We start from the raw sequence: 18,484 nt of genomic DNA, 5'->3' as shown, positions 1-18,484 counted from the left end.
GCTCCTCCGTCCGGCCGACGGGACCGCCCGCGAGGCTTTCTAGCCTGGTCAGGCAGGTCGACGGCGGAGACGGAGGGCCGGGCGGGGGGTCCTTCCCCAGTACCGGGGTGGGGATATCCCCACACCCGATACGGCGCCAGGCACCAGGGATTTCCCGGCCCCCGCTCACGAGACTCGTACACACGACGAAACAGCGCCGCAGCAGCGGCGCAGACAGGTTCCGCAGGGCGGTTTCGCAGGGCGGTTCCCAGACGAAGGAGACACGACTGTGACTACGGCTGTAGCGACGCGCACGGCCGTCGCCGCACGAGCGCGACAGGTGACCAAGGCGTACGGCTCGGGGGAAACGCGGGTCCTCGCTCTCGACAACGTCGATGTGGACATCGCCCGGGGCCAGTTCACCGCCATCATGGGGCCCTCGGGCTCCGGCAAGTCGACCCTCATGCACTGCCTCGCCGGCCTCGACACGGTCACGGCAGGCCGCATCTGGATCGACGAGACCGAGGTCACCGGGCTGAAGGACAAGAAGCTGACCCAGCTGCGGCGCGACCGCGTGGGCTTCATCTTCCAGGCGTTCAACCTCCTGCCCACCCTCAACGCCCTGGAGAACATCACGCTGCCCATGGACATCGCCGGTCGCAAGCCCGACCGCGAGTGGCTGCAGCGCGTGGTGGACACCGTGGGCCTGGCCGACCGGCTCAAGCACCGCCCGAGCCAGCTCTCCGGCGGTCAGCAGCAGCGCGTCGCGGTGGCGCGGGCGCTCGCTTCCCGGCCGGAGATCATCTTCGGCGACGAGCCGACCGGCAACCTCGACTCCCGCGCCGGCGCCGAGGTCCTCGGCTTCCTGCGCCGCTCCGTGGACGAGCTGGGCCAGACCATCGTGATGGTCACCCACGACCCGGTCGCCGCCGGCTACGCCGACCGCGTCCTGTACCTCGCCGACGGCCGCATCGTCGACGAGATGTGGAACCCCACCTCCGAGCAGGTCCTCGACCGGATGAAGTCCTTCGACGCGCGGGGCCGGGTGGCCTGACATGACCGTCTTCAAGACCTCCATGCGCAACTTCTTCTCCCATAAGGGACGCATGGCGCTCTCCGCCGTCGCCGTCGTGCTGTCGGTGGCGTTCGTGTGCGGCACGCTCGTCTTCTCCGACACCATGACCACCACCTTCGACCGGCTCTTCAAGGCATCCGCCTCCGACGTCCGGGTCAGCCCCAAGGCCGCGGACAACGACGACGGCGACTGGGGCCGCAAGCCCCAGCCGACGCTGCCGGCCGCGGACCTGGCGCGCGTCGAGAAGGTCGACGGCGTCAAGGCCGCCGACGGCGAGGTGGCCAACGACGCCATCACCGTCGCGGACGCCGACAACGACAATCTCGGCTCCGACACCGGCGCCCCCACCATCGGCACCAACTGGGACCCGCTGGAGCTGAAGGCCGTCGAGATCACCTCGGGCCACGAGCCGCGCGGGCCCACCGAGGTCGTCATCGACGCCGACGCCGCCGACAAGCACGGCGTGGAGATCGGCGACGAGATCCGGACGATCGCCGACCCCGGCTCGTTCACCACCGAGGTCGTCGGCATCGCCACCTTCAAGATCACCAACCCGGGCGCGACGATCGTCTACTTCGACACCGCGACCGCGCAGGAGAAGCTCCTCGGCAAGCCCGGCGTCTTCTCCTCGATCAACCTCACCGCCGACCCCGGCGTCTCCAACGAGGCGCTGAAGGCCGACGTCCGGAAGGCCACGGCCGACTCCGCCGAGCCCCTCAAGGTGCAGACGAAGGACGAGGTCGTCGAGGAGAACAAGGACGACCTCGGCAGCTTCATGGACGTCATGAAGTACGCCATGCTCGGCTTCGCCGGCATCGCCGTCCTCGTCGGCATCTTCCTCATCGTCAACACCTTCTCCATGCTCGTCGCCCAGCGCACCCGCGAGCTGGGGCTGCTCCGGGCCATCGGGTCCAGCCGCCGCCAGGTCAACCGCTCCGTGCTCGTCGAAGCGCTGCTCCTCGGCGTCATCGGCTCGGTCCTCGGCGTCGGCGCCGGCATCGGCATCGCCGTGGGACTGATGAAGCTCATGGGCGCGGTCGGCATGGAGCTGAACACCGCCGATCTGACGATCAACGCCACCACGCCCGTCGTGGGCATCGTCCTCGGCGTCGTCGTCACCGTGCTCGCCGCGTGGCTGCCGGCCCGCCGGGCGGGCAAGGTCTCGCCGATGGCCGCGCTGCGCGACGCCGGCACGCCGGGCGACCGCAAGGCCGGTGCCGTACGGACCGCGCTGGGCGTGCTGCTCACCGCGGGCGGCGGCGGTCTGCTCTTCCTCACCTCCCGCGTCGACGAGGCCGCCGACGGCGCGATGTACCTCGCGGGCGGCGTGCTGCTGTCCCTGCTGGGCTTCATCGTCTTCGCACCGGTGCTGGCCGGTCTGCTGGTACGGGCCCTCGCGGCCGGTGTACTTCGGATCTTCGGCCCGGTGGGGCGCATGGCCGAGCGCAACGCGCTGCGCAACCCGCGGCGTACCGGGGCGACCGCCTCGGCGCTGATGATCGGTCTTTCGCTGGTCGCCTGTCTGTCGGTGGTCGGGTCCTCCATGGTCGCCTCGGCGACGGAGGAACTGGACAAGTCGGTGGGCGCGGACTTCATCATCCAGTCCGACATGGGCCAGCCGATCGTCCCGGAGGCCGCGAAGGTCCTCGACGACGCACCGCACATGGAGCACGTCACGCACTACAAGGCGCTCGACGCGGACCTGACGCTGCCGGACGGCAAGACCGTCGAGGAGTACAGCCTGACGGCCGCCTCCGCGACGTACGCGCAGGACCTCAGGACCGAGACCGTACGCGGCGAACTGGCCGACGCCTACAAGAAGGACAGCATGTCCGTCGGCGAGGACTTCGCCAAGGACCACGGGCTGAAGCTCGGCGACACCCTCACGGTCGACTTCGCCGACGGCGGCACCGCGGAGCTGACGCTGCGCGCCGTCACCTCCTCCGAGACCACGCTCGACTCGGGTGCGGCGTATCTGAACCTGACCACGGCGCGGGACTACATCAAGGCGGGCGACCTGCCGCGCAACGACATCATGTTCGGCAAGGCCGAGGACGGCCAGGAGGAGACCGCGTACGCGGCGCTGAAGAAGGCGATGGACCCGTACCCGCAGTACCAGGTGCGCGACCAGACCGACTTCAAGCAGACCCTGAAGGACCAGGTGGGCCAGATGCTCAACCTCGTCAACGGGCTGCTGGCGCTGGCGATCATCGTGGCGGTCCTCGGCGTCGTCAACACCCTGGCCCTGTCGGTGATCGAGCGGACCCGGGAGATCGGGCTGGTGCGCGCGATCGGGCTGTCGCGCAGGCAACTGCGCCGGATGATCCGGCTGGAGTCCGTGGTGATCGCCCTGTTCGGTGCGCTGCTCGGGCTCGGGCTCGGGCTGGCGTGGGGCACGGCGGCGCAGCAACTGCTGGCGCTGGAGGGCCTGAAGGTGCTCGACATCCCCTGGCCGACGATCGGGGTGGTGTTCGCGGGCTCGGCGGTCGTCGGGTTGTTCGCGGCGCTGGTCCCGGCGTTCCGGGCGGGCCGGATGAACGTGCTGAACGCCATCGCGACCGAGTAGCGGCGGTACGCGGTGGAGGGGCCCGGCGAAGCTTGGTGGGCGTTCGCCGGGCCCCGAGCCCGTTCCCGGTACGGGAGTATCCGGAACGGGCGGTCTTCGCGGAGCCGCCGGGGGCGGCTCCCGTACGGGCCGGCGGCCCCACGGGGGTGGGACGCCGGCCCTCTGCCGTTGCCGGCCTCAGTTGCCGATCGCCGTCGCCGGCTTCCGTCGGCGGCCTCTGTTGCCGGACCGGCGGCTGCTACGGGGTCCAGACGATCGGCTTGTCCTCGTAGTCGTCCTCCTCGTACGAGGCGCCCGCGACGGCGGCGCCGGGCCCGGCGCCCTGCACCCGCTTCGTCTCGTACGAGGCGCCCGCCTCGGCGAACTCGTCGGGCGCCACGCCCTCCGCGCAGCCCTCGACGTCCGCGCCGAAGACCGTGGCCCCCGTCTCGCCGCCGTCCGCGGTGGTGCCGACGAGGTCCGGCGGGTACGAGCCGCCGAGGTCGCTGCCGTCCGCGTTCTCGATCGTGTACTCGACGCAGAACGGCGTGATGTCCGCGTCGCCGTTCTCCCCGAGCGCGGCGTCGAAGGCCGCCTTGTCCACGTCCGACACCCCGGTGACGGTGATCCCGATGTGGCCGGTGGCGCCCGCCCTGTCGTACGGGACGACCGCCTGCTCGCCGATCTTCAGCTTCGTCCCCGGCGGCGTCACCTCGACCTCCTTCGGCGCGGCGGCCGGGCTCTCCTCCTCCGCGGCCTCCGGCTCCGACTCCGGCTCCGGCGCCGCCTCCTGCGAGGACTCCTGGTCCGCGGCGGAGGAGTCGGAGTCGTCGTCCGAGCAGCCGGTGAGGGCGAGCGCGGCGGCGCTGACCGCCGCCAGCACTGTCATGCGAGTTCGGTTCACTGGGGGTTGCCTTTCGACATGCGCGGTGGCGCGCGCGGTCTCCCGTGCTGGTCGTGCATGAGAGGCATGCAAGCAAGGACACGAGCGGTCACCGCACGCGCAGATTCGTGTCCCGACCCACGGTGGCAGGTGTGCCACGGGTAGGTCATTGACGCTCTGAGGACACTTCCTTGACGATGCGTGCACTGCGGCGCGGTGCGCGTGCCGGGGACCCCGCCCGGTAAAGAGCGGGTAAACGCATGCTCTAGGCTCGGGTGCCTGCCTCGGGGGGCAGACGGGGGTGGGGCGTGATCGGGGGCGAGTTCCGCACCGACGACGTGCCGGAAGGCGAGCGTTTCGCGTACTGGCATGACCGGATGTGCCGGGAGATGCCGGGGTTCAGCTTCCTGGCCACGGGCGCGGACGGCCGGGCGGGCTCCGGATTCCTCGCCGAGGAGCTGGAGATCGGCCTCGGCGGGTTGTGGGTCGCATCCCGTCGGCTCTCCCCGATGGACATCGTCCGCAGCTCCGCCGACACCGGCGACAATGCTTACCAGCTCCTGGTACCCGTGGAGGGCACGCTGTACGCGGACTGGGACGGCCGCACCGTCGTCTCCCGGCCGGGCGCCGTGTACTTCAACGACGTGACCCGGCTCGACACCGTCGGCCTCCGCGCCTCGGACGACCGCGGCCACTTCCACGCGCTGACCGTCGACATCCCGAAGGACACCCTCACACTCCCGACGGGAAGCCTCGGGCGGCTCGTCGGCCAGGACCTCCCCGGCGACGAGGGCCCCGGCGCGCTCCTGACCGGGGTCGTCAGCCACGTACTGAGCAGCGCCGCCGCCTACCGCCCCAGCGACACCGCCCGGCTGGGCACCGCCGTGCTGGACCTGGTGCACGCCTACCTGGCCCACCAGTTGGAGTCGAAGACGGCGGCGGCGCTGGACCCCGAGCACCGGCAGCACGCCCTGCTGGTACGCGTCGTGGACTTCATGCGCCACCGGCTCGCGGACCCGGAGCTGACCCCGCAGCAGGTGGCGGACGCCCACCACATCTCCGTCAGCTACCTGCACCGGATCTTCCGCGCGCACACCGAGGGCCGCCAGACGGTCGCGGGCTGGATCCGCCGCCAGCGCCTGGAGCAGGCCCGCCGCGACCTGGCCGACCCCGTCCTCGCCGCGGTCCCCGTCCACCGGATCGCGGCCCGCTGGGGGTACACCCACGCGGCGGCGTTCACGCGCAGCTTCCGCGCGGCGTACGGGGTGACGCCACGGGAGTACCGGCACGGGGACCCGGCGGCCTCTGCCGACGGGTCCTGAACCTCTTACGGAGGGCTCGTAGACTCGTGACGTGGCATTCACGAGCGGCCCGCACTGCTTCCTCTGAGCGGAAGGCACTGAGGGCGACGCCCGCCGGCGTCGCCCTCCCCGGCGTGCCTGCCGCGTGACCCGCGTTCCTTCGCTGCCCGCTTCCCGGGCAGTGCCGCCACGCGCGCGCCCGCAGGCACGGTCCCGTCCCGTCATCTGTGCCAGGAGCGCCTCGTGCCCGTCCCGCTTCCCCCTGCCCTCGCCCTCTCCCTCGACGTGCTGCGCTGCCCCACGTGCCGCCGCACCCACCGTCTGCACCCCGGAGGCGGCGCACTGCGCTGCCCGGCCGGCCACACCTTCGACCTCGCCCGCCACGGCTACGTCAGCCTGCTCACCGGCGCCCGCGCCACCAGCGGCGACGACGCGGAAATGGTCCGCGCCCGGAGCCGGTTCCTGGCCACCGGTGCGTACGCGCCGCTGCGCGAGGCCGCGGCCCGGCTGGCGGCCGAACCCACGGCCGCGGCAGAATCCCGGCCGCGGGCCACGGTCGTGGACGCGGGATGCGGTACGGGCTACTACCTGGCCGGCGTGCTCGACCGGCTGACCGGCGCCCGCGGTGTCGGTCTCGACACCTCCGTACGCGCCCTGCGCGCCGCCGCCCGCGCCCACGACCGGGCCGCCGCCGTGGCCACCGACGTCTTCCGCCCCCTGCCGCTGGCCGACGGCGTGGCCGATGTCGTGCTCAACGTCTTCGCCCCGCGCAACCCGGCCGGGTTCCACCGCGTGCTGCGCCCGGCCGGCCGGCTGGTCGTGGTCCGCCCCACCGGGCGCCACCTGGCCGAACTGCGCGATCACCGGCCCGCGATGGTCACCGTCGACCCGGCGAAGGAAGAGCGGCTGCACCGCGCGCTCGACCCGTACTTCGAGGCCGCCGCCACCGAACGGGTCGACTACACCGCCCGCTTGACCGGCCCCGAAGCCCTGGATCTGGTGGCGATGACACCGAGCGCACGCCACCCGTCCCGTACGGACGGCCCGCCGCCGGCCCGTGTGACCGTCTCCGTGCTGGCCACCGCCTACCGGCGGCGGTGAGCGGGGCCCGGGGGTGTTCCGGGGTGATCGGGTCCGTCGGGGCGGTCACCGGCTCTGACGTGGACCCGCTCGCCCTGGGGTCCGAGGATGCTGAGGAACTCCACGGGGTGCTCGTCGGCGTTGCCGAACCAGTGCGGGAGACGGGTGTCGAACTCGGCGGCCTCGCCCTCCGTGAGGACGACGTCCTTGTCGCCGAGGACGACGCGCAGGCGGCCCTTGAGGACGTACAGCCAGTGATAGCCCTCGTGGGAGCGGGGGTCGGGTGCGCGGCCGTCGGTCAGGCCGGCGGGCAGGAGGTGCTTGAACGCCTGCAGTCCGCCGGGTTTGCGCGTCAGCGGGACGACGGTCATGCCGTTCCGGGTGAACGGCCGCGGATACACCCGGGGGTTGAGCTCGGCCGGCGCGCCGATGAGTTCTTCGACGGGCACCCGGTAGGCCCTGGCCAGGGGCAGCAGCAGTTCCAGACCCGGTTTGCGGCGTCGGGACTCCAGCCGGGACAGCGTGCTGACCGGAATGCCGGTGGTCTCCGACAGGGCGGTCAGGGTGGCGCCGCTGCGCCGGCGCAGCTCACGCAGCCGGGGGCCCACCGCGGCCAGCACGGCGTCGACGTCATCGCTCACGGGCCCACTGTGCGGCCGCTTTGCACTTTCTGCAAAGAACTTTGCGGGATTGCCGGACCGGGCGCACGGTGGCGTCACCCAGCGAGAGGAGCGGGCACATGGACACCGGGCACTGGGAGGCGATGTACGGCGGCAGCGATCAGGTGTTCAGCGGCAATCCCAACGCCGTACTCGTCGCCGAGACCGCCGGCCTGGCACCGGGCCGGGCGCTCGACGCCGGATGCGGCGAAGGCGCCGACGCCCGCTGGCTCGCCCGGCGCGGCTGGCAGGTCACCGCGGTCGACGTCTCCGCGATCGCCCTGGAACGCGCCGCCGCGGCGGCCACGGACGTCGCCGGCCGCGTGACGTGGACACGGGCCGACCTCTTGGCCGTACCGCCCCCCGCAGGCGCCTTCGACCTGGTGTCCCTCCACTACTTCCCGCTCAAGCGCCACCCGGGCCACGCCGCCCTGCGCGGCCTCGTGGACGCCGTCGCCCCCGGAGGGACGCTGCTCTTCGCCACCCACGCGCCCGCCGACCCGGCCCGGCACCCGGACGAGAACTTCGACCCCGCCGGCTACTACCGGCCCGTCGACATCACCGAACTCCTCGAACCCACCTGGGACATCCAGGTCGACGAAACCCGCCCCCGCACCGCCCCGGCCCCCGCCGGCACACCCCACTCCCACGACACCGTCCTACGAGCCCGCCGCCCGCGCTGAGCGCCCCCGCGACCTTCGCGGGGGCGGAGCGGCACTCCCGCCTAATCGTCCCCGTGGGGCGAAGGGCTCGGGACCGTGCCGGTGGCCGGGTCGGAGTCGGGGGCGCGGCCCGTCATCGCCGTGAGGGTGGCGCGTACGTGCTCCATGTGCGCCGACAGCTCCTCGCGGCGGCCCTCCGCCTCGCGCAGCGCGCGCTGCGTGTCGCGCTCGATCTGCTCCGCCTGCCCCACCGCCTCCGCCACCAGCTCCGCGCCCTGCGCCTCCGCCTCGTCGCGGCAGCGGACCGCGTACGCCTCGGCCTCGGCGTGCGCCGCCTGCTGCTCGGCGAGGTGCGTCTCCGCGCTGCGGGTACGGGTGGCGAGTTCGGCGTCGATGGCCTGCCGGCGCTCCCGTACCTCCTCGTCCCACCGCCGTGCCGCCGCCGCGCGTTCGTGGCGGGCGTCGTCGAGCATCGCCGCCGTGCGGTGCTTCATCTCCGCCAGCGCAGCCGCCGCCTCGCCCGCGGTGTCCTCGACCGCGGCGTGCGCGGAGAACAGCAGGTCGGCCGCCTCCTGCTCGGCCGCGCCGAGCGCGCTGCGCAGCCGGGCCTCGGCCTCCTCGCGCAGCGCCTGGGCCGCGCGCCGGGTGTCGGCGGTGGTCTCCTCGACGTACCGGCGCGTCTCGGCCTGCGCGCGGTGCAGTTGCTCGGCGGCGGTGCCGCGGAGTTCGGCGGCCTGGTCCTGGGCGAGGTACAGGATCTCCTGGGCGCGGGCGCCCAGTTCGGCGTAGGTCTGCTCCTTGACCTGCGCCAGCTCGCCGGTGAGCCGCTCCAGTTCCTGGCTCAGCTCGCGCTCCAGGACGGTGAGGCGGGCGGCCCGCTCCCAGGCGGAGTCGCGCTCCTCGCCCACGCGGGTCACCGCGGCGTCCACTTGGTCGGGGTGGTAGCCGCGACCACCGCGTACGGTGTCGAAGCCCCGAGCCGACGTCTTCACGGCGCCCATGTGATCGAGCTCCTCTCGTCCCCGGTCGACTGTCGGCGCTCATCCTTCAGGATTCGCGCGAATCGGTCATAATCCGACACCCGCTCCTTTCAGGTGGTCATCGGTCGAAGAACATACGAAACGGCCCCACCGGCGGAGCCGGTGAGGCCGTTTCCGTGCTGCCCGCGACGGGTTACAACAGGCCGTCCCAGAGCTGTTCGAGGACCACCGACCACCAGTGGTCCGGGCCCTGCAGGGCCGCCGGGTCGATCGCCACCAGCTGCGACTGGAAGTCGACCGTCCAGCGCCCCGCCTGGTCCGGCGTGAGCCCGAAGCGCATCCGCCACATGTGGCCGAGCATCGCCAGGCAGCGCACGAACTCCGGCAGCCCCGTGTTCACGAACTGCGGCGGCGCGCTGCCCCCGCCGGGCGCCGCCTCCAGCGGCACGGCGACGATGTGCGCGGTGCCGTACTGGACGCACATCTGGCGGCCGAAGTCATTGCCCATCACGAGGTACGAACCGGCGTCGGACGCCGCCTGCACCCCCCGCTCCGCCGCCAGCTCCGCCAGCGTCGGCACCGGCCGGCCCGGCTGCGCCTGGCCCCAGAAGAACGGGCCGAAGTCCATCGGCAGCCCGGCCCACACGAGGGTCTGCGCCACGATGTCCGGCACGCCCTGCCGGGCCACGGCCCGCTGGTCGTACCGGAACACGCCCTGCGGCCCGAACGCCTGGTGCAGCTCGTGCCCCAGCGCCTCCGGCGGCAGCGGCGGCATGACGGGGATCTGCCCCGGCGGCGGCAGCGGCACGCGCTGCGGCCGCGGCCGGGCCGGGCCGTCGGCGACCTGGTGCAGCTCGCCCTGGTGCTCGATGAGCTGCTGCATGCCCTGCTGCCGGGAGGCGTGGTCACGGCCGTAGGAGGCGGTGTGGCTCAGCCGCACCTGCGGCCAGGTCTCGCGGATCATGCGGGAGCAGTAGCCGCCGGGCAGGTCGCAGGGCTCCAGCTCGGTGTGCAGCTCCAGGACCTGCTGCGGCGGTACGCCCATGCCGCGCAGCTCGTGCAGGATCTGCCACTCGGGGTGCGGGGTGCCGGGGGCGGAGCGGCGCATGACCTGCTGCTCGGAGCCGTCCTGGGCGCGGTAGCGCAGGACGGCGAGGTAGCCGGGGCCGACGGTGGGGACGCCGGGGGGCGGATAGCCGTAGCCGGCGGGCTGCGGGGGGTTGGCCGGGTTCTGGGGGCCGGGGGGCATGCCGGGGGCGCCGGGAGGCGGCGGTACGCCCTGGCCGCCGGGGGCCCGCTTGCCCTTGAGCGGGGGCGGAAGGGGGGTGGCCTTGCTGGTGGCCTGCTCGGCGATGTCGGCGGCACCGCCACCGGGGTTGGAGGCCGGGGCGGAGGGGGTGCTGGGGGCCGAGGATGCTCCGGGAGCGCCCGGGGCGCCGGGTACAGAGGGGGCGCCCGGGGCGCCGGGGGCCGCGGGTGGGCCGGGCGGTACCGGAGCGCCGGGCGCCGCGGGGGCGCTCGGAGCGGGCGGGGCGCCGGGGGCGCCGGGCGGAGTGCCCGGGGCTCCCGGGGCGTTCGGGGCTCCCGGCGGTGCGGGGGCGCCGGGGGGCGGGGTGCCCGGGGCGCCGGGGTAGCTGCCGGAGCCCGGGGCGGGCGGAGCGCCGGGGGCCGCGGGCCGGCCGGGCGGCGCCGGGGCACCCGGGTAGCCGCCGGAGCCGGGGGCGGGCGGAGTGCCCGCGCCCGAGGGCGGGCCCCCCGGAGCGCCGGGGTAGCTGCCGCCGCCGGGCGGGGGCGGGTACGGGCCGCTCGGCGGCGGGGTGTCGGGAAGCTGAGCGGACAGGACGGTCTCCGGCAGAGGTACGGAGGCCGCGTCGTCGTCGCCGCGGGAGTTGGTGTCGTTCCACGGAGTCGGCGCCGCCGCCGCGGGCGCCGTCGGGTCCACCCGCGGACCCACCGACCCGGAGGGGGCGCCCGACGGACCGGCGCCCCCGGCCGCGTACGGCGAAGCGGGACCGGAACCCCCGGCCCCGTACGGCGCACTCGAACTCGCCTGCGCCGCAGGCGCACCCGAGCCCGACGCCGCCGACGCCTGCGCCGGCGCGGGGGAAGCGGCAGGGGCAGCCGCGTGGCGGCCACCCGACCCTGCGGACCCGGACGACCCCGAGTCACCGCGCCGCGGAATCCCGATCTGGTCCGCCGCCTCCTGCAGCCACTCCGGCGGCGTCAGCAGGAACGACGTCGCGCCCAGGTCCACGCGCTCCCCCGGCTGCGCCCCCCGCGGCGCCGCCGCCTCCTCGCCGCCGTACTCCTCCTCGAAGCGCCGGATCACCTCGCCGACCGGCAGCGCCGGCCACAGCGTCGTGTCGCCCGAGTCACGCGCGATGACCATGCGCGCCCCCGAGCCCTCCGGCACCCCACCGCCCGCCGGGATCTCGGCCCAGGCCACGAAGCCCAGCTCGAACTCCCGCACCTTGACCTCGCGGCGCCGCTGCTGCGGCACCCCGCCGTTGATCCACGAGTCGGCGCGCTCCTGCGCCTGTGCGAAGGTGACCATCACCTCTTCACCCCTCCACCGGCACGGCGCGCGCGAAGCCGCCGTCCACCATCAGATTCGCCACGGTCTCCAACTCCGGCGGGCCGCCGACCAGCCGGTCGAGGAAGGCGTCGAAGTCCTCCCCGCAGAACAGCAGCAGCCGCTCCGCCCGCTCCGCCACCGACCAGCCCGAGTCGCCCTGGTCGCGGGCGTCGTCGTACGGGCAGAACCACACGCTGCCGCGCCTGCGGCCCTTCGTCTTCAGCGCCAGCACCCCGCCCTGCAGGAAAGCGATACCCAGATAGTCCTTCGTGAGGTGGTCCCGCAGACACTTGTTGACGTAGACCACGTCGTTGACCGCGGCCTCGTCGCGCACCGTGAAGAACGGCTGGTCCACCAGCAGCCCCAGCTCCGGATCGAGCGCCGCGCCGACCGGCGCGCAACCGCCCGCCGCCTTGAGGAAGTCGCGGTACGCGCCCGGCAGCCCGTACCCGAGATCCTCCTCGATGCCCAGCACCTGGTCCTCGGTGACCGCGGCGCCGTCACGCGGGAGGGTGAAATGCACCGGCCGCGTCTCCTGCAACGGGCGCGTGCCGCGCTTGTCCTGGTCGACGGCCGCCGTCGCCAGCCCGCCGTGGTGCCGCAGCAGCGCCTTCACGTCGGCCGGCACCAGCTCCATGCGGCGGGTGCCCGCCACGTGGTGCCACGTCCAGCCGTGCGGCGTCGCCACGGCCGGCAGCGTCGACCACAGCTCGTGGCCCTGCGCGTGCAGCGCCGCGTTCGCCGACACGTAGTCCGTCAGCCGCAGCTCGTCGATGCCGAAGCCCTCCGGGGGCTCGGCGATCTCCGCCGCCGCGCGCGCGTACGGGGAGAAGTCCGGGTAACCGTCGGCGTCCACACGCACGCCCCGGGGGTGTCTGGCAGCCCGGACCGGGTCCGGGAAGTTCACGACCTGCCCGGCGTATGCCGCGTTCGGCGGTGCGACGGTCGTTCCTCGCCGACCTGACGTCATCGCGTGTGCCCCCTGCCGTTGGTCTCCGTCAAACACAGCCTATGGGGTGCCGCGGCCGGCGGTCTTGCCCTGGTCAGAGAGCGCCCCGGCAAGCGGCGCGATCTGCTCCGCAATGACGGACTTGCCCAGCACGGGACCGGACCACGGCGTGTGCACACGCCGGTACGGAAGGCACCTCGGGTGTCGTGTCGTACGTATGTGGCAAGCTGGACGGCGCGAGACAGCGGAGTTTCACGGGGGAGGCTCTTACCGCTATGCACGCACGCTCTGACACAGCCGATCCGCTCACGGGCGGCGATCCATACGGCGGTATGGGACGCACGTTCGGCGAGCTGGACACTCCGTACGGATACATGGACACGGACATGGGGACGGGGACCGGCCCGGCGGCCGACCCCCGCACAGACTGGCGCGACACGGCGCCCGGCGACGGTCTGCCGCGCCTCACCCGCCGGCGGGACGGCGTCCTGCCGGCCGTCGGCGCCGCCCTCTCCGTCCGCGGCCAGACCCTCACCTCCACCGCAGGCCGCGCCGACCGGGGCCCCCTGCTGCACCCCCTGGTCCAGGACTTCCTCGACACGCTCACCAGCGGCCGCCGCGAGCGCTTCACCGGGCGCTGCCCCGAAGCCGTGCTGCTCTCGCGGCACCTGTCCGCCGTCGAGGCCGGCCGCAGCAAGCGCGCCGCGCGCAAGCCGCTGTCGGCCGGAGAGGCGCGGCGGGCGCTGAAGCAGGCGAAGATCACCGCGCGCCACATCCGCGAGGACGGCGACCCGCTGCACGGGCGGTACGCGCCGCCGTGCCGCTCCTGCACCGCGCTCCTGACCCACTTCGGCGTGCGCACCGTGGGTGACGCGCACGCCGAGGGCTGAGCCGTGGTCCCCACGGATCCGCGCGACCTGGCCGCGCACCACACGCGCTTCCCGGTCGAGGTCGACAGCGCCCTGCGCGCGGCCGGCTGGGAGCCGGGCCGGTGGGACATAAGACAGGCGGAGAGCTGGGCCGACGCGCTACGGGCCCATGTGTCGCCGGGCGGCCACGTGCACGCCGTGTTCCCGGCGGCGGTGGAGGCGTGGGCGGAGTTCGGCGGCCTGCGCGTCGTCGGCGAAGGCCCCGGCCGCCAGTTGGGCCCGGCGGACCTGCACGTGGACCCGATGCACGGCCTCCACCTCACCCGCACCCTCGCGGACCTGGGCCGCGCGCTCCGGACGGAGCTGTGCCCGCTGGGCGCCGAGCTGGCCCCGGACGGCAGCACGGCACAGGCGGTGCTGGCGGTGGACGCGGAAGGCCGGGGATACGCGCTGGACCACACCGGGGACTGGTTCCTGGGCAGGAACGTGGACGAGGTGCTCGTGACGCTGGTCACCGGGCTCGCACCGCAGCGCCTGACACCGGAGGCCGACTAGGAGCGGGGGGTCCGTACGGGACCCGGGTGAAGGGCGCCCCGAGCGACGTTTCGGGTCCTACGTCCCGCTGGGCAGAACGGCCGAGACGCGGAAGCCGCCCGCCTCCGTCGCACCCGAGACGAAGCCGCCGCCCAGGCCCGTCACGCGCTCGCGCATGCCCACCAGGCCGTTGCCGCCGCTGGGCAGCCCGGCGCTCTGAAAGGCGGCGTCGGACGGGCCGTTGAGCACGAGCACGGCCACCTCGGCGACGCGGTGCGCGAGCAGCACCCGGGTCTTGGCGCCGGGGGCGTGCTTGTGGACGTTGGTCAGCGCTTCCTGCACCACCCGGTAGACGGTCTGCTCCACCTCCGCGGCGTACGGGCCGGGATCGCCCTCCACCGCGAAGTCCACGGCCATCCCCGCGACACGGGACTCGCCGATCAGCGACTCCAGGTCGTCCAGACACGGCCCCGGGCCACCCGCATCGGCCTCGGCGGCGTCCCGCGGGCGCTGCCCGGCACGGGCACTCGCGGCCCCACCCGCGGCGGCCGGGCCGCCCTGCGACGGGAGGTCGGGCCCGGTGGCTACAGCAGCACGGGCGGCACCGGAAACGGAGGAAGCGGCCTCAGGACCGGCCCGGACGGCTCCGACACCACCGGCCCCGGCACCGGCGCCCGCACCGGCCGCCGCCACCCCGGCACCCGCACCGCCGGACGCCGCCGCGCCGACGACGGCCCCGCTCCCGCCGGCAACCCCGCTCCCCGCCGACACCGACCCCGCCGGCATCCGCAGCACACCCAGCATCTCCCGCAGCTCCGTCAGCGCCTGCCGCCCCATGTCCCCGACCAGCGCCGCGTTCCGCGCCGCCTTCTCCGGATCGTTGAGCGCCACCCGCTCCAGCGCCGCCGCGTGCACCACCATCAGACTCACCCGGTGCGCCACCACGTCGTGCATGTCCCGCGCGATCCGCGTGCGCTCCTCGCGCCGCGCCCACACCGCGCGCTCCTCCGCCCGCTCCGCGAGCAGCGACAACTCCCGCTCCAGCCCGTCGGCCCGCTCCCGCAGGCTCTCCACGAGCCGGCGCCGCGCGCCCACGTACAGCCCGAACAGCAGCGGCGGCAGCGTCACACCGACCGACATCAGCAGGGCGACGAGCGCGGCCAGGACGAAGGGCGAGTCGCGGTCGTGCTCCTCGAAGGTCTGGTACATCTGCACGAACGTGACAATGATCACGGCGGAGACGGACATCCCGGCCAGGGCCGCGGTGATGCGCCGGGGGATGTCGGAGGCGGCGAGGGTGTAGAGACCGACGATGGTCAGCAGGAAGCCCATCTCCGCGGGCGTGACGGCCATTCCCACCAGCACCGGCACGATCGGCCACCGCCGCCGCAGCACGAGCGTGCTCCCCGCGACGACCCCCAGCACGATCCCGAACCCCAGCGGCAGCCCGGCATCCTGCGAGAACGGCACCCCCTGCGCCACACACTCCGCGGCCGAGGCCACCGCCAGCACCACGTCCAGCACCGTCGAGCGGCGCCGCGCCCACCACCACACCGGCCTCCGCCCCCCGGAGACCTCGCTCACGGCTTCCCCCGACGTGGTCATACCAACCAGCGTAAGGGCCGATCGCGCGGGGCCAGGCTTCGGGTGCAACAGCACGCAACGGATTCGAACGCACACGAAACCACCAGGTAAGCCCCGAACTGCTGAATCGACCGCATATTCGCACCCCCACACCCGACGCCCGTCCAGGCTGACCCCATGACCCAGGCAAGACAACGCCGTCCAGGCGACGGCACGGGCGGCCTGCTCACGGGCACGGCCACGTTCGACGAACTCCGCGACCGGGCGAAGGCCCTCCGGGGGGCGGGCCTGAGCCGCAGACAGATCCGCGACCGCCTGAAAGTCGGCAACAACGACCTGCTCAACCGTCTCCTGGAAGGCACCCCACCCCCGGAGTGGACCAGGCGCCCGCGAGCGAAGGACGCCCTGCGCGCGAGGGCCCGCGAGCTACGCAAGCAGGGGAAGACGTACGACCAGATCCAGCTGGAGCTGGGCTGCTCGAAGAGTTCGATCTCCCTGTGGGTACGCGACCTGCCCAAGCCGCCGCCCAGGACCCCGGAAGAAGCGTCGGCCATCGCGAAACGGGGATGGGAGGCGACGCTGCGGAAGAGAGAGGCCGAACGGCAGCAGACGAAGCTCGACGCGGCCCGCGAGATCGGGCACCTCAGCGACCGGGAGCTGTTCCTCGTCGGCGTGGGCCTGTACTGGTCCGAGGGCGCCAAGACCAAGCCCTCCAGCCGGACCGAGAGGGTCATCTTCGCCAACGGCGACCCCCACATGATCGAGGTCTTCCTCGCGTGGCTGCGCTTGCTGGGCGTCGAGCCCGAACGGCTGCGCTTCCACCTGATGATCCACGAGTCCGCAGACGTGGCCGCCGCCGAAAGGTTCTGGACCGAGCGCGTCGGCAGCGACCTGTCCTGTTTCGACAAGACGTCCCTCAAGAAACACAATCCGGTAACGGCGCGCAGGAACGTGGGCGAGGACTACCACGGCTGCCTGGCGGTTCGCGTCCTGCAAGGCGCGGACCTTTACCGTCGCATTGAAGGGTGGTGGTACGGCATAGTGGTGGCCGCACGTCACCCCGATCATTGAATCGGACATAGGTGACGAACTATCCCGGGTCGTCTAATGGCAGGACAAATGGTTTTGGTCCATTGAATGAGGGTTCGACTCCTTCCCCGGGAGCCTCGACACAGATGGCCCACGGGCTCCGGCAACCGCCGGGGCCCGTTTGCATTACCCCCGCGTACGCCGTCGGTATCCTGCCCGTATCCCCGATTCCGCCTGCGTAAGGACCTCACGTGACCGCGAACCGCCCCGCAGCCGTCGTCGTACTCGCCGCGGGCGAAGGCACCCGAATGAAGTCCGCGACCCCCAAGGTCCTGCACCGCATCTGTGGTCGCTCGCTCGTCGGGCACGTCGTCGCCGCCGCCGGAGAGCTGGACCCCGAGCATCTGGTCGTGGTCGTCGGGCACGGCCGGGAGGCCGTCGCCGCGCATCTCGGTGAGGTCGCGCCGCAGGCCCGGGCCGTGGTGCAGCGGGAGCAGAACGGGACCGGGCACGCCGTGCGGATCGCGCTGGAGGAGCTGGCCGGGGGCGGCGTGGCGCTGGACGGGACCGTGGTGGTGGTGTGCGGGGACACACCGCTGCTGGCCGGGGAGACGCTGGGCCGGCTCGCCGCCGTGCACGACGCCGACGGGAACGCCGTGACCGTGCTGACCGCCGAGGTGCCGGACGCGACCGGGTACGGGCGGATCGTGCGGGAGGGCGCGGCCGGGGCCGTGACCGGGATCGTGGAGCACAAGGACGCCTCCGCGGCGCAGCGGGAGATCCGGGAGATCAATTCCGGGGTGTTCGCGTTCGACGCGAAGCTGCTGGCGTCCGCGCTGACGCAGGTGCGGCGGGACAACAGCCAGGGCGAGGAGTATCTGACGGACGTGCTGGGGATCCTGCGTTCCGCGGGGCACCGGGTGGGTGCGTCGCTCGCCGCCGATCATCGCGAGATCCTGGGCATCAACAACCGTGTGCAGTTGGCGGAGGCGCGCCGCCTGCTGAACGACAGTCTGCTGCGGGACGCGATGCTGGCCGGGGTGACGGTGGTGGATCCGGCGTCGACGTGGTTCGACGTGGCGGTGACGTACGAGCCGGACGCGGTGGTGCAGCCGCAGACGCAGCTCCTGGGGTCGACGCATCTGGGTGCCGGTGCGGAGGTGGGGCCGGGGTGCACGCTGACGGACACGACGGTGGGCGCGGGGGCGCGGGTGCTCAACACCGTTGCGGACGGGGCGGAGGTCGGGCCGGGCGCGAGTGTGGGTCCGTACACGTATCTGCGGGCGGGGACGCGGCTGGGCGCGGGGGCCAAGGCGGGGACGTACGTGGAGATGAAGAACGCGGACGTGGGTGCGGGTACGAAGGTGCCGCATCTGTCGTACGTGGGCGACGCGACGATCGGCGAGCACACGAACATCGGTGCCGCGAGTGTGTTCGTCAACTACGACGGGGTGGCCAAGCACCACACGACGATCGGGAGTCATTGCCGTACGGGCGCGGACAACATGCTTGTTGCGCCGGTCACAATCGGGGACGGCGCGTACACCGCCGCGGGCTCGGTGATCACGAAGGATGTGCCGCCGGGTTCGCTGGCCGTGGCGCGCGGTCAGCAGCGCAACATCGAGGGCTGGGTGGCCCGTAAGCGGCCGGGGAGTGCCGCGGCGCAGGCGGCCGAGGCGGCCCGCCGGGAGGTCCCGGCCAAGGACGAGGCGGCCGGTCAGGCGGGGTGAGGGCGTGGGAGGCGGGGGCGTTCGGGGCGTACGGTGAGTAGGACATCCGA

The 18,484-nt window shown here is 73.4% G+C and carries 15 protein-coding genes and 1 tRNA gene; 10 read left to right on the top strand and 6 right to left on the bottom strand.

All coding sequences use genetic code 11. The annotated features are described in order from the left end of the window. Positions 1 to 268: 268 nt before the first annotated feature. Entirely contained in the window at positions 269 to 1,033 is a 765-nt protein-coding gene (locus tag ABGA99_RS31695) for an ABC transporter ATP-binding protein (protein ID WP_347581809.1), read from the top strand. A 1-nt stretch (position 1,034) separates the two neighbouring features. Continuing rightward, on the top strand, positions 1,035 to 3,620 hold the full coding sequence (locus ABGA99_RS31690; protein ID WP_347583993.1) for an FtsX-like permease family protein: 2,586 nt from the start codon (positions 1,035 to 1,037) through the stop codon (positions 3,618 to 3,620). Between the two features lie 238 nt (positions 3,621 to 3,858). Here the strand turns inward: ABGA99_RS31690 and ABGA99_RS31685 are convergent, their stop codons facing one another. Further along, entirely contained in the window at positions 3,859 to 4,488 is a 630-nt protein-coding gene (locus tag ABGA99_RS31685) for a hypothetical protein (protein WP_347583992.1), read from the bottom strand. A gap of 302 nt (positions 4,489 to 4,790) precedes the next feature. Between ABGA99_RS31685 and ABGA99_RS31680 the strand changes: the two genes are divergently transcribed. Next, positions 4,791 to 5,804: a helix-turn-helix transcriptional regulator gene (locus tag ABGA99_RS31680; protein WP_347583991.1), complete on the top strand. Its 1,014-nt coding sequence runs from the start codon at positions 4,791 to 4,793 to the stop codon at positions 5,802 to 5,804. A gap of 222 nt (positions 5,805 to 6,026) precedes the next feature. Continuing rightward, positions 6,027 to 6,884, top strand: a complete 858-nt coding sequence (locus tag ABGA99_RS31675; RefSeq protein WP_347583990.1) for a putative RNA methyltransferase — start codon at positions 6,027 to 6,029, stop codon at positions 6,882 to 6,884. On the opposite strand, the gene ABGA99_RS31670 is transcribed toward ABGA99_RS31675, so the two are convergent. Continuing rightward, on the bottom strand, positions 6,869 to 7,504 hold the full coding sequence (locus ABGA99_RS31670; protein WP_347583989.1) for an XRE family transcriptional regulator: 636 nt from the start codon (positions 7,502 to 7,504) through the stop codon (positions 6,869 to 6,871). The two genes, ABGA99_RS31675 and ABGA99_RS31670, sit on opposite strands and share 16 nt — an antisense overlap. 98 nt (positions 7,505 to 7,602) lie before the next feature. Here ABGA99_RS31670 and ABGA99_RS31665 point away from each other — a divergent pair, with 98 nt between their 5' ends. Then, positions 7,603 to 8,205: a class I SAM-dependent methyltransferase gene (locus ABGA99_RS31665; RefSeq protein ID WP_347583988.1), complete on the top strand. Its 603-nt coding sequence runs from the start codon at positions 7,603 to 7,605 to the stop codon at positions 8,203 to 8,205. A gap of 41 nt (positions 8,206 to 8,246) precedes the next feature. Here ABGA99_RS31665 and ABGA99_RS31660 read toward each other — a convergent pair whose 3' ends face one another. The 3 genes from ABGA99_RS31660 to ABGA99_RS31650 form a co-directional block, all read right to left on the bottom strand. Continuing rightward, a complete protein-coding gene (locus ABGA99_RS31660; protein WP_347583987.1) occupies positions 8,247 to 9,185 on the bottom strand; it encodes a hypothetical protein in 939 nt (312 codons plus the stop codon). A gap of 172 nt (positions 9,186 to 9,357) precedes the next feature. Beyond that, a complete protein-coding gene (locus ABGA99_RS31655) occupies positions 9,358 to 11,718 on the bottom strand; it encodes an SUKH-4 family immunity protein (protein WP_347583986.1) in 2,361 nt (786 codons plus the stop codon). Positions 11,719 to 11,725: 7 nt separating this feature from the next. Next, positions 11,726 to 12,709, bottom strand: a complete 984-nt coding sequence (locus tag ABGA99_RS31650) for an HNH endonuclease (RefSeq protein ID WP_347580389.1) — start codon at positions 12,707 to 12,709, stop codon at positions 11,726 to 11,728. 365 nt (positions 12,710 to 13,074) lie between these two features. Between ABGA99_RS31650 and ABGA99_RS31645 the strand changes: the two genes are divergently transcribed. Both ABGA99_RS31645 and ABGA99_RS31640 read left to right on the top strand, forming a co-directional pair. Beyond that, complete coding sequence (locus tag ABGA99_RS31645) at positions 13,075 to 13,578, top strand: YwqJ-related putative deaminase (protein ID WP_347580491.1); 504 nt, start codon at positions 13,075 to 13,077, stop codon at positions 13,576 to 13,578. A gap of 3 nt (positions 13,579 to 13,581) precedes the next feature. Beyond that, positions 13,582 to 14,112, top strand: a complete 531-nt coding sequence (locus ABGA99_RS31640) for an SUKH-3 domain-containing protein (RefSeq protein WP_347580390.1) — start codon at positions 13,582 to 13,584, stop codon at positions 14,110 to 14,112. A 57-nt stretch (positions 14,113 to 14,169) separates the two neighbouring features. On the opposite strand, the gene ABGA99_RS31635 is transcribed toward ABGA99_RS31640, so the two are convergent. Beyond that, positions 14,170 to 15,696, bottom strand: coding sequence for a histidine kinase (locus ABGA99_RS31635; RefSeq protein WP_347583985.1), 1,527 nt, complete (start codon positions 15,694 to 15,696; stop codon positions 14,170 to 14,172). 156 nt (positions 15,697 to 15,852) lie between these two features. On the opposite strand from ABGA99_RS31635, the gene ABGA99_RS31630 reads away from it, so the two are divergent. From ABGA99_RS31630 to glmU, 3 genes are all read left to right on the top strand, one after another. Further along, entirely contained in the window at positions 15,853 to 16,746 is an 894-nt protein-coding gene (locus ABGA99_RS31630) for a hypothetical protein (protein ID WP_347583984.1), read from the top strand. A gap of 22 nt (positions 16,747 to 16,768) precedes the next feature. Then, a tRNA-Gln gene (locus tag ABGA99_RS31625) sits at positions 16,769 to 16,839 on the top strand. Positions 16,840 to 16,955: 116 nt separating this feature from the next. Continuing rightward, entirely contained in the window at positions 16,956 to 18,434 is a 1,479-nt protein-coding gene (gene glmU, locus ABGA99_RS31620; RefSeq protein ID WP_347580393.1) for a bifunctional UDP-N-acetylglucosamine diphosphorylase/glucosamine-1-phosphate N-acetyltransferase GlmU, read from the top strand. Positions 18,435 to 18,484 lie beyond the last annotated feature (50 nt).

The organism is Streptomyces sp. B5E4 (assembly GCF_039871555.1).
In the GTDB taxonomy this organism is placed as follows: Bacteria; Actinomycetota; Actinomycetes; order Streptomycetales; family Streptomycetaceae; genus Streptomyces.
Note: the sequence above shows the minus strand (reverse complement) of the source record. Positions and strands in the feature narration are given on the sequence as shown.

Bases quoted from the DNA above. Each gene is read 5' to 3' on its own strand.
- ABGA99_RS31650 (WP_347580389.1), bottom strand. From the start codon at position 12,709: ATGACGTCAGGTCGGCGAGGAACGACCGTCGCACCGCCGAACGCGGCA.
- ABGA99_RS31660 (WP_347583987.1), bottom strand. From the start codon at position 9,185: ATGGGCGCCGTGAAGACGTCGGCTCGGGGCTTCGACACCGTACGCGGT.
- ABGA99_RS31655 (WP_347583986.1), bottom strand. From the start codon at position 11,718: ATGGTCACCTTCGCACAGGCGCAGGAGCGCGCCGACTCGTGGATCAAC.
- ABGA99_RS31665 (WP_347583988.1), top strand. From the start codon at position 7,603: ATGGACACCGGGCACTGGGAGGCGATGTACGGCGGCAGCGATCAGGTG.
- ABGA99_RS31630 (WP_347583984.1), top strand. From the start codon at position 15,853: ATGACCCAGGCAAGACAACGCCGTCCAGGCGACGGCACGGGCGGCCTG.
- ABGA99_RS31635 (WP_347583985.1), bottom strand. From the start codon at position 15,696: ATGACCACGTCGGGGGAAGCCGTGAGCGAGGTCTCCGGGGGGCGGAGG.
- ABGA99_RS31685 (WP_347583992.1), bottom strand. From the start codon at position 4,488: ATGACAGTGCTGGCGGCGGTCAGCGCCGCCGCGCTCGCCCTCACCGGC.
- ABGA99_RS31645 (WP_347580491.1), top strand. From the start codon at position 13,075: ATGGGGACGGGGACCGGCCCGGCGGCCGACCCCCGCACAGACTGGCGC.
- ABGA99_RS31690 (WP_347583993.1), top strand. From the start codon at position 1,035: ATGACCGTCTTCAAGACCTCCATGCGCAACTTCTTCTCCCATAAGGGA.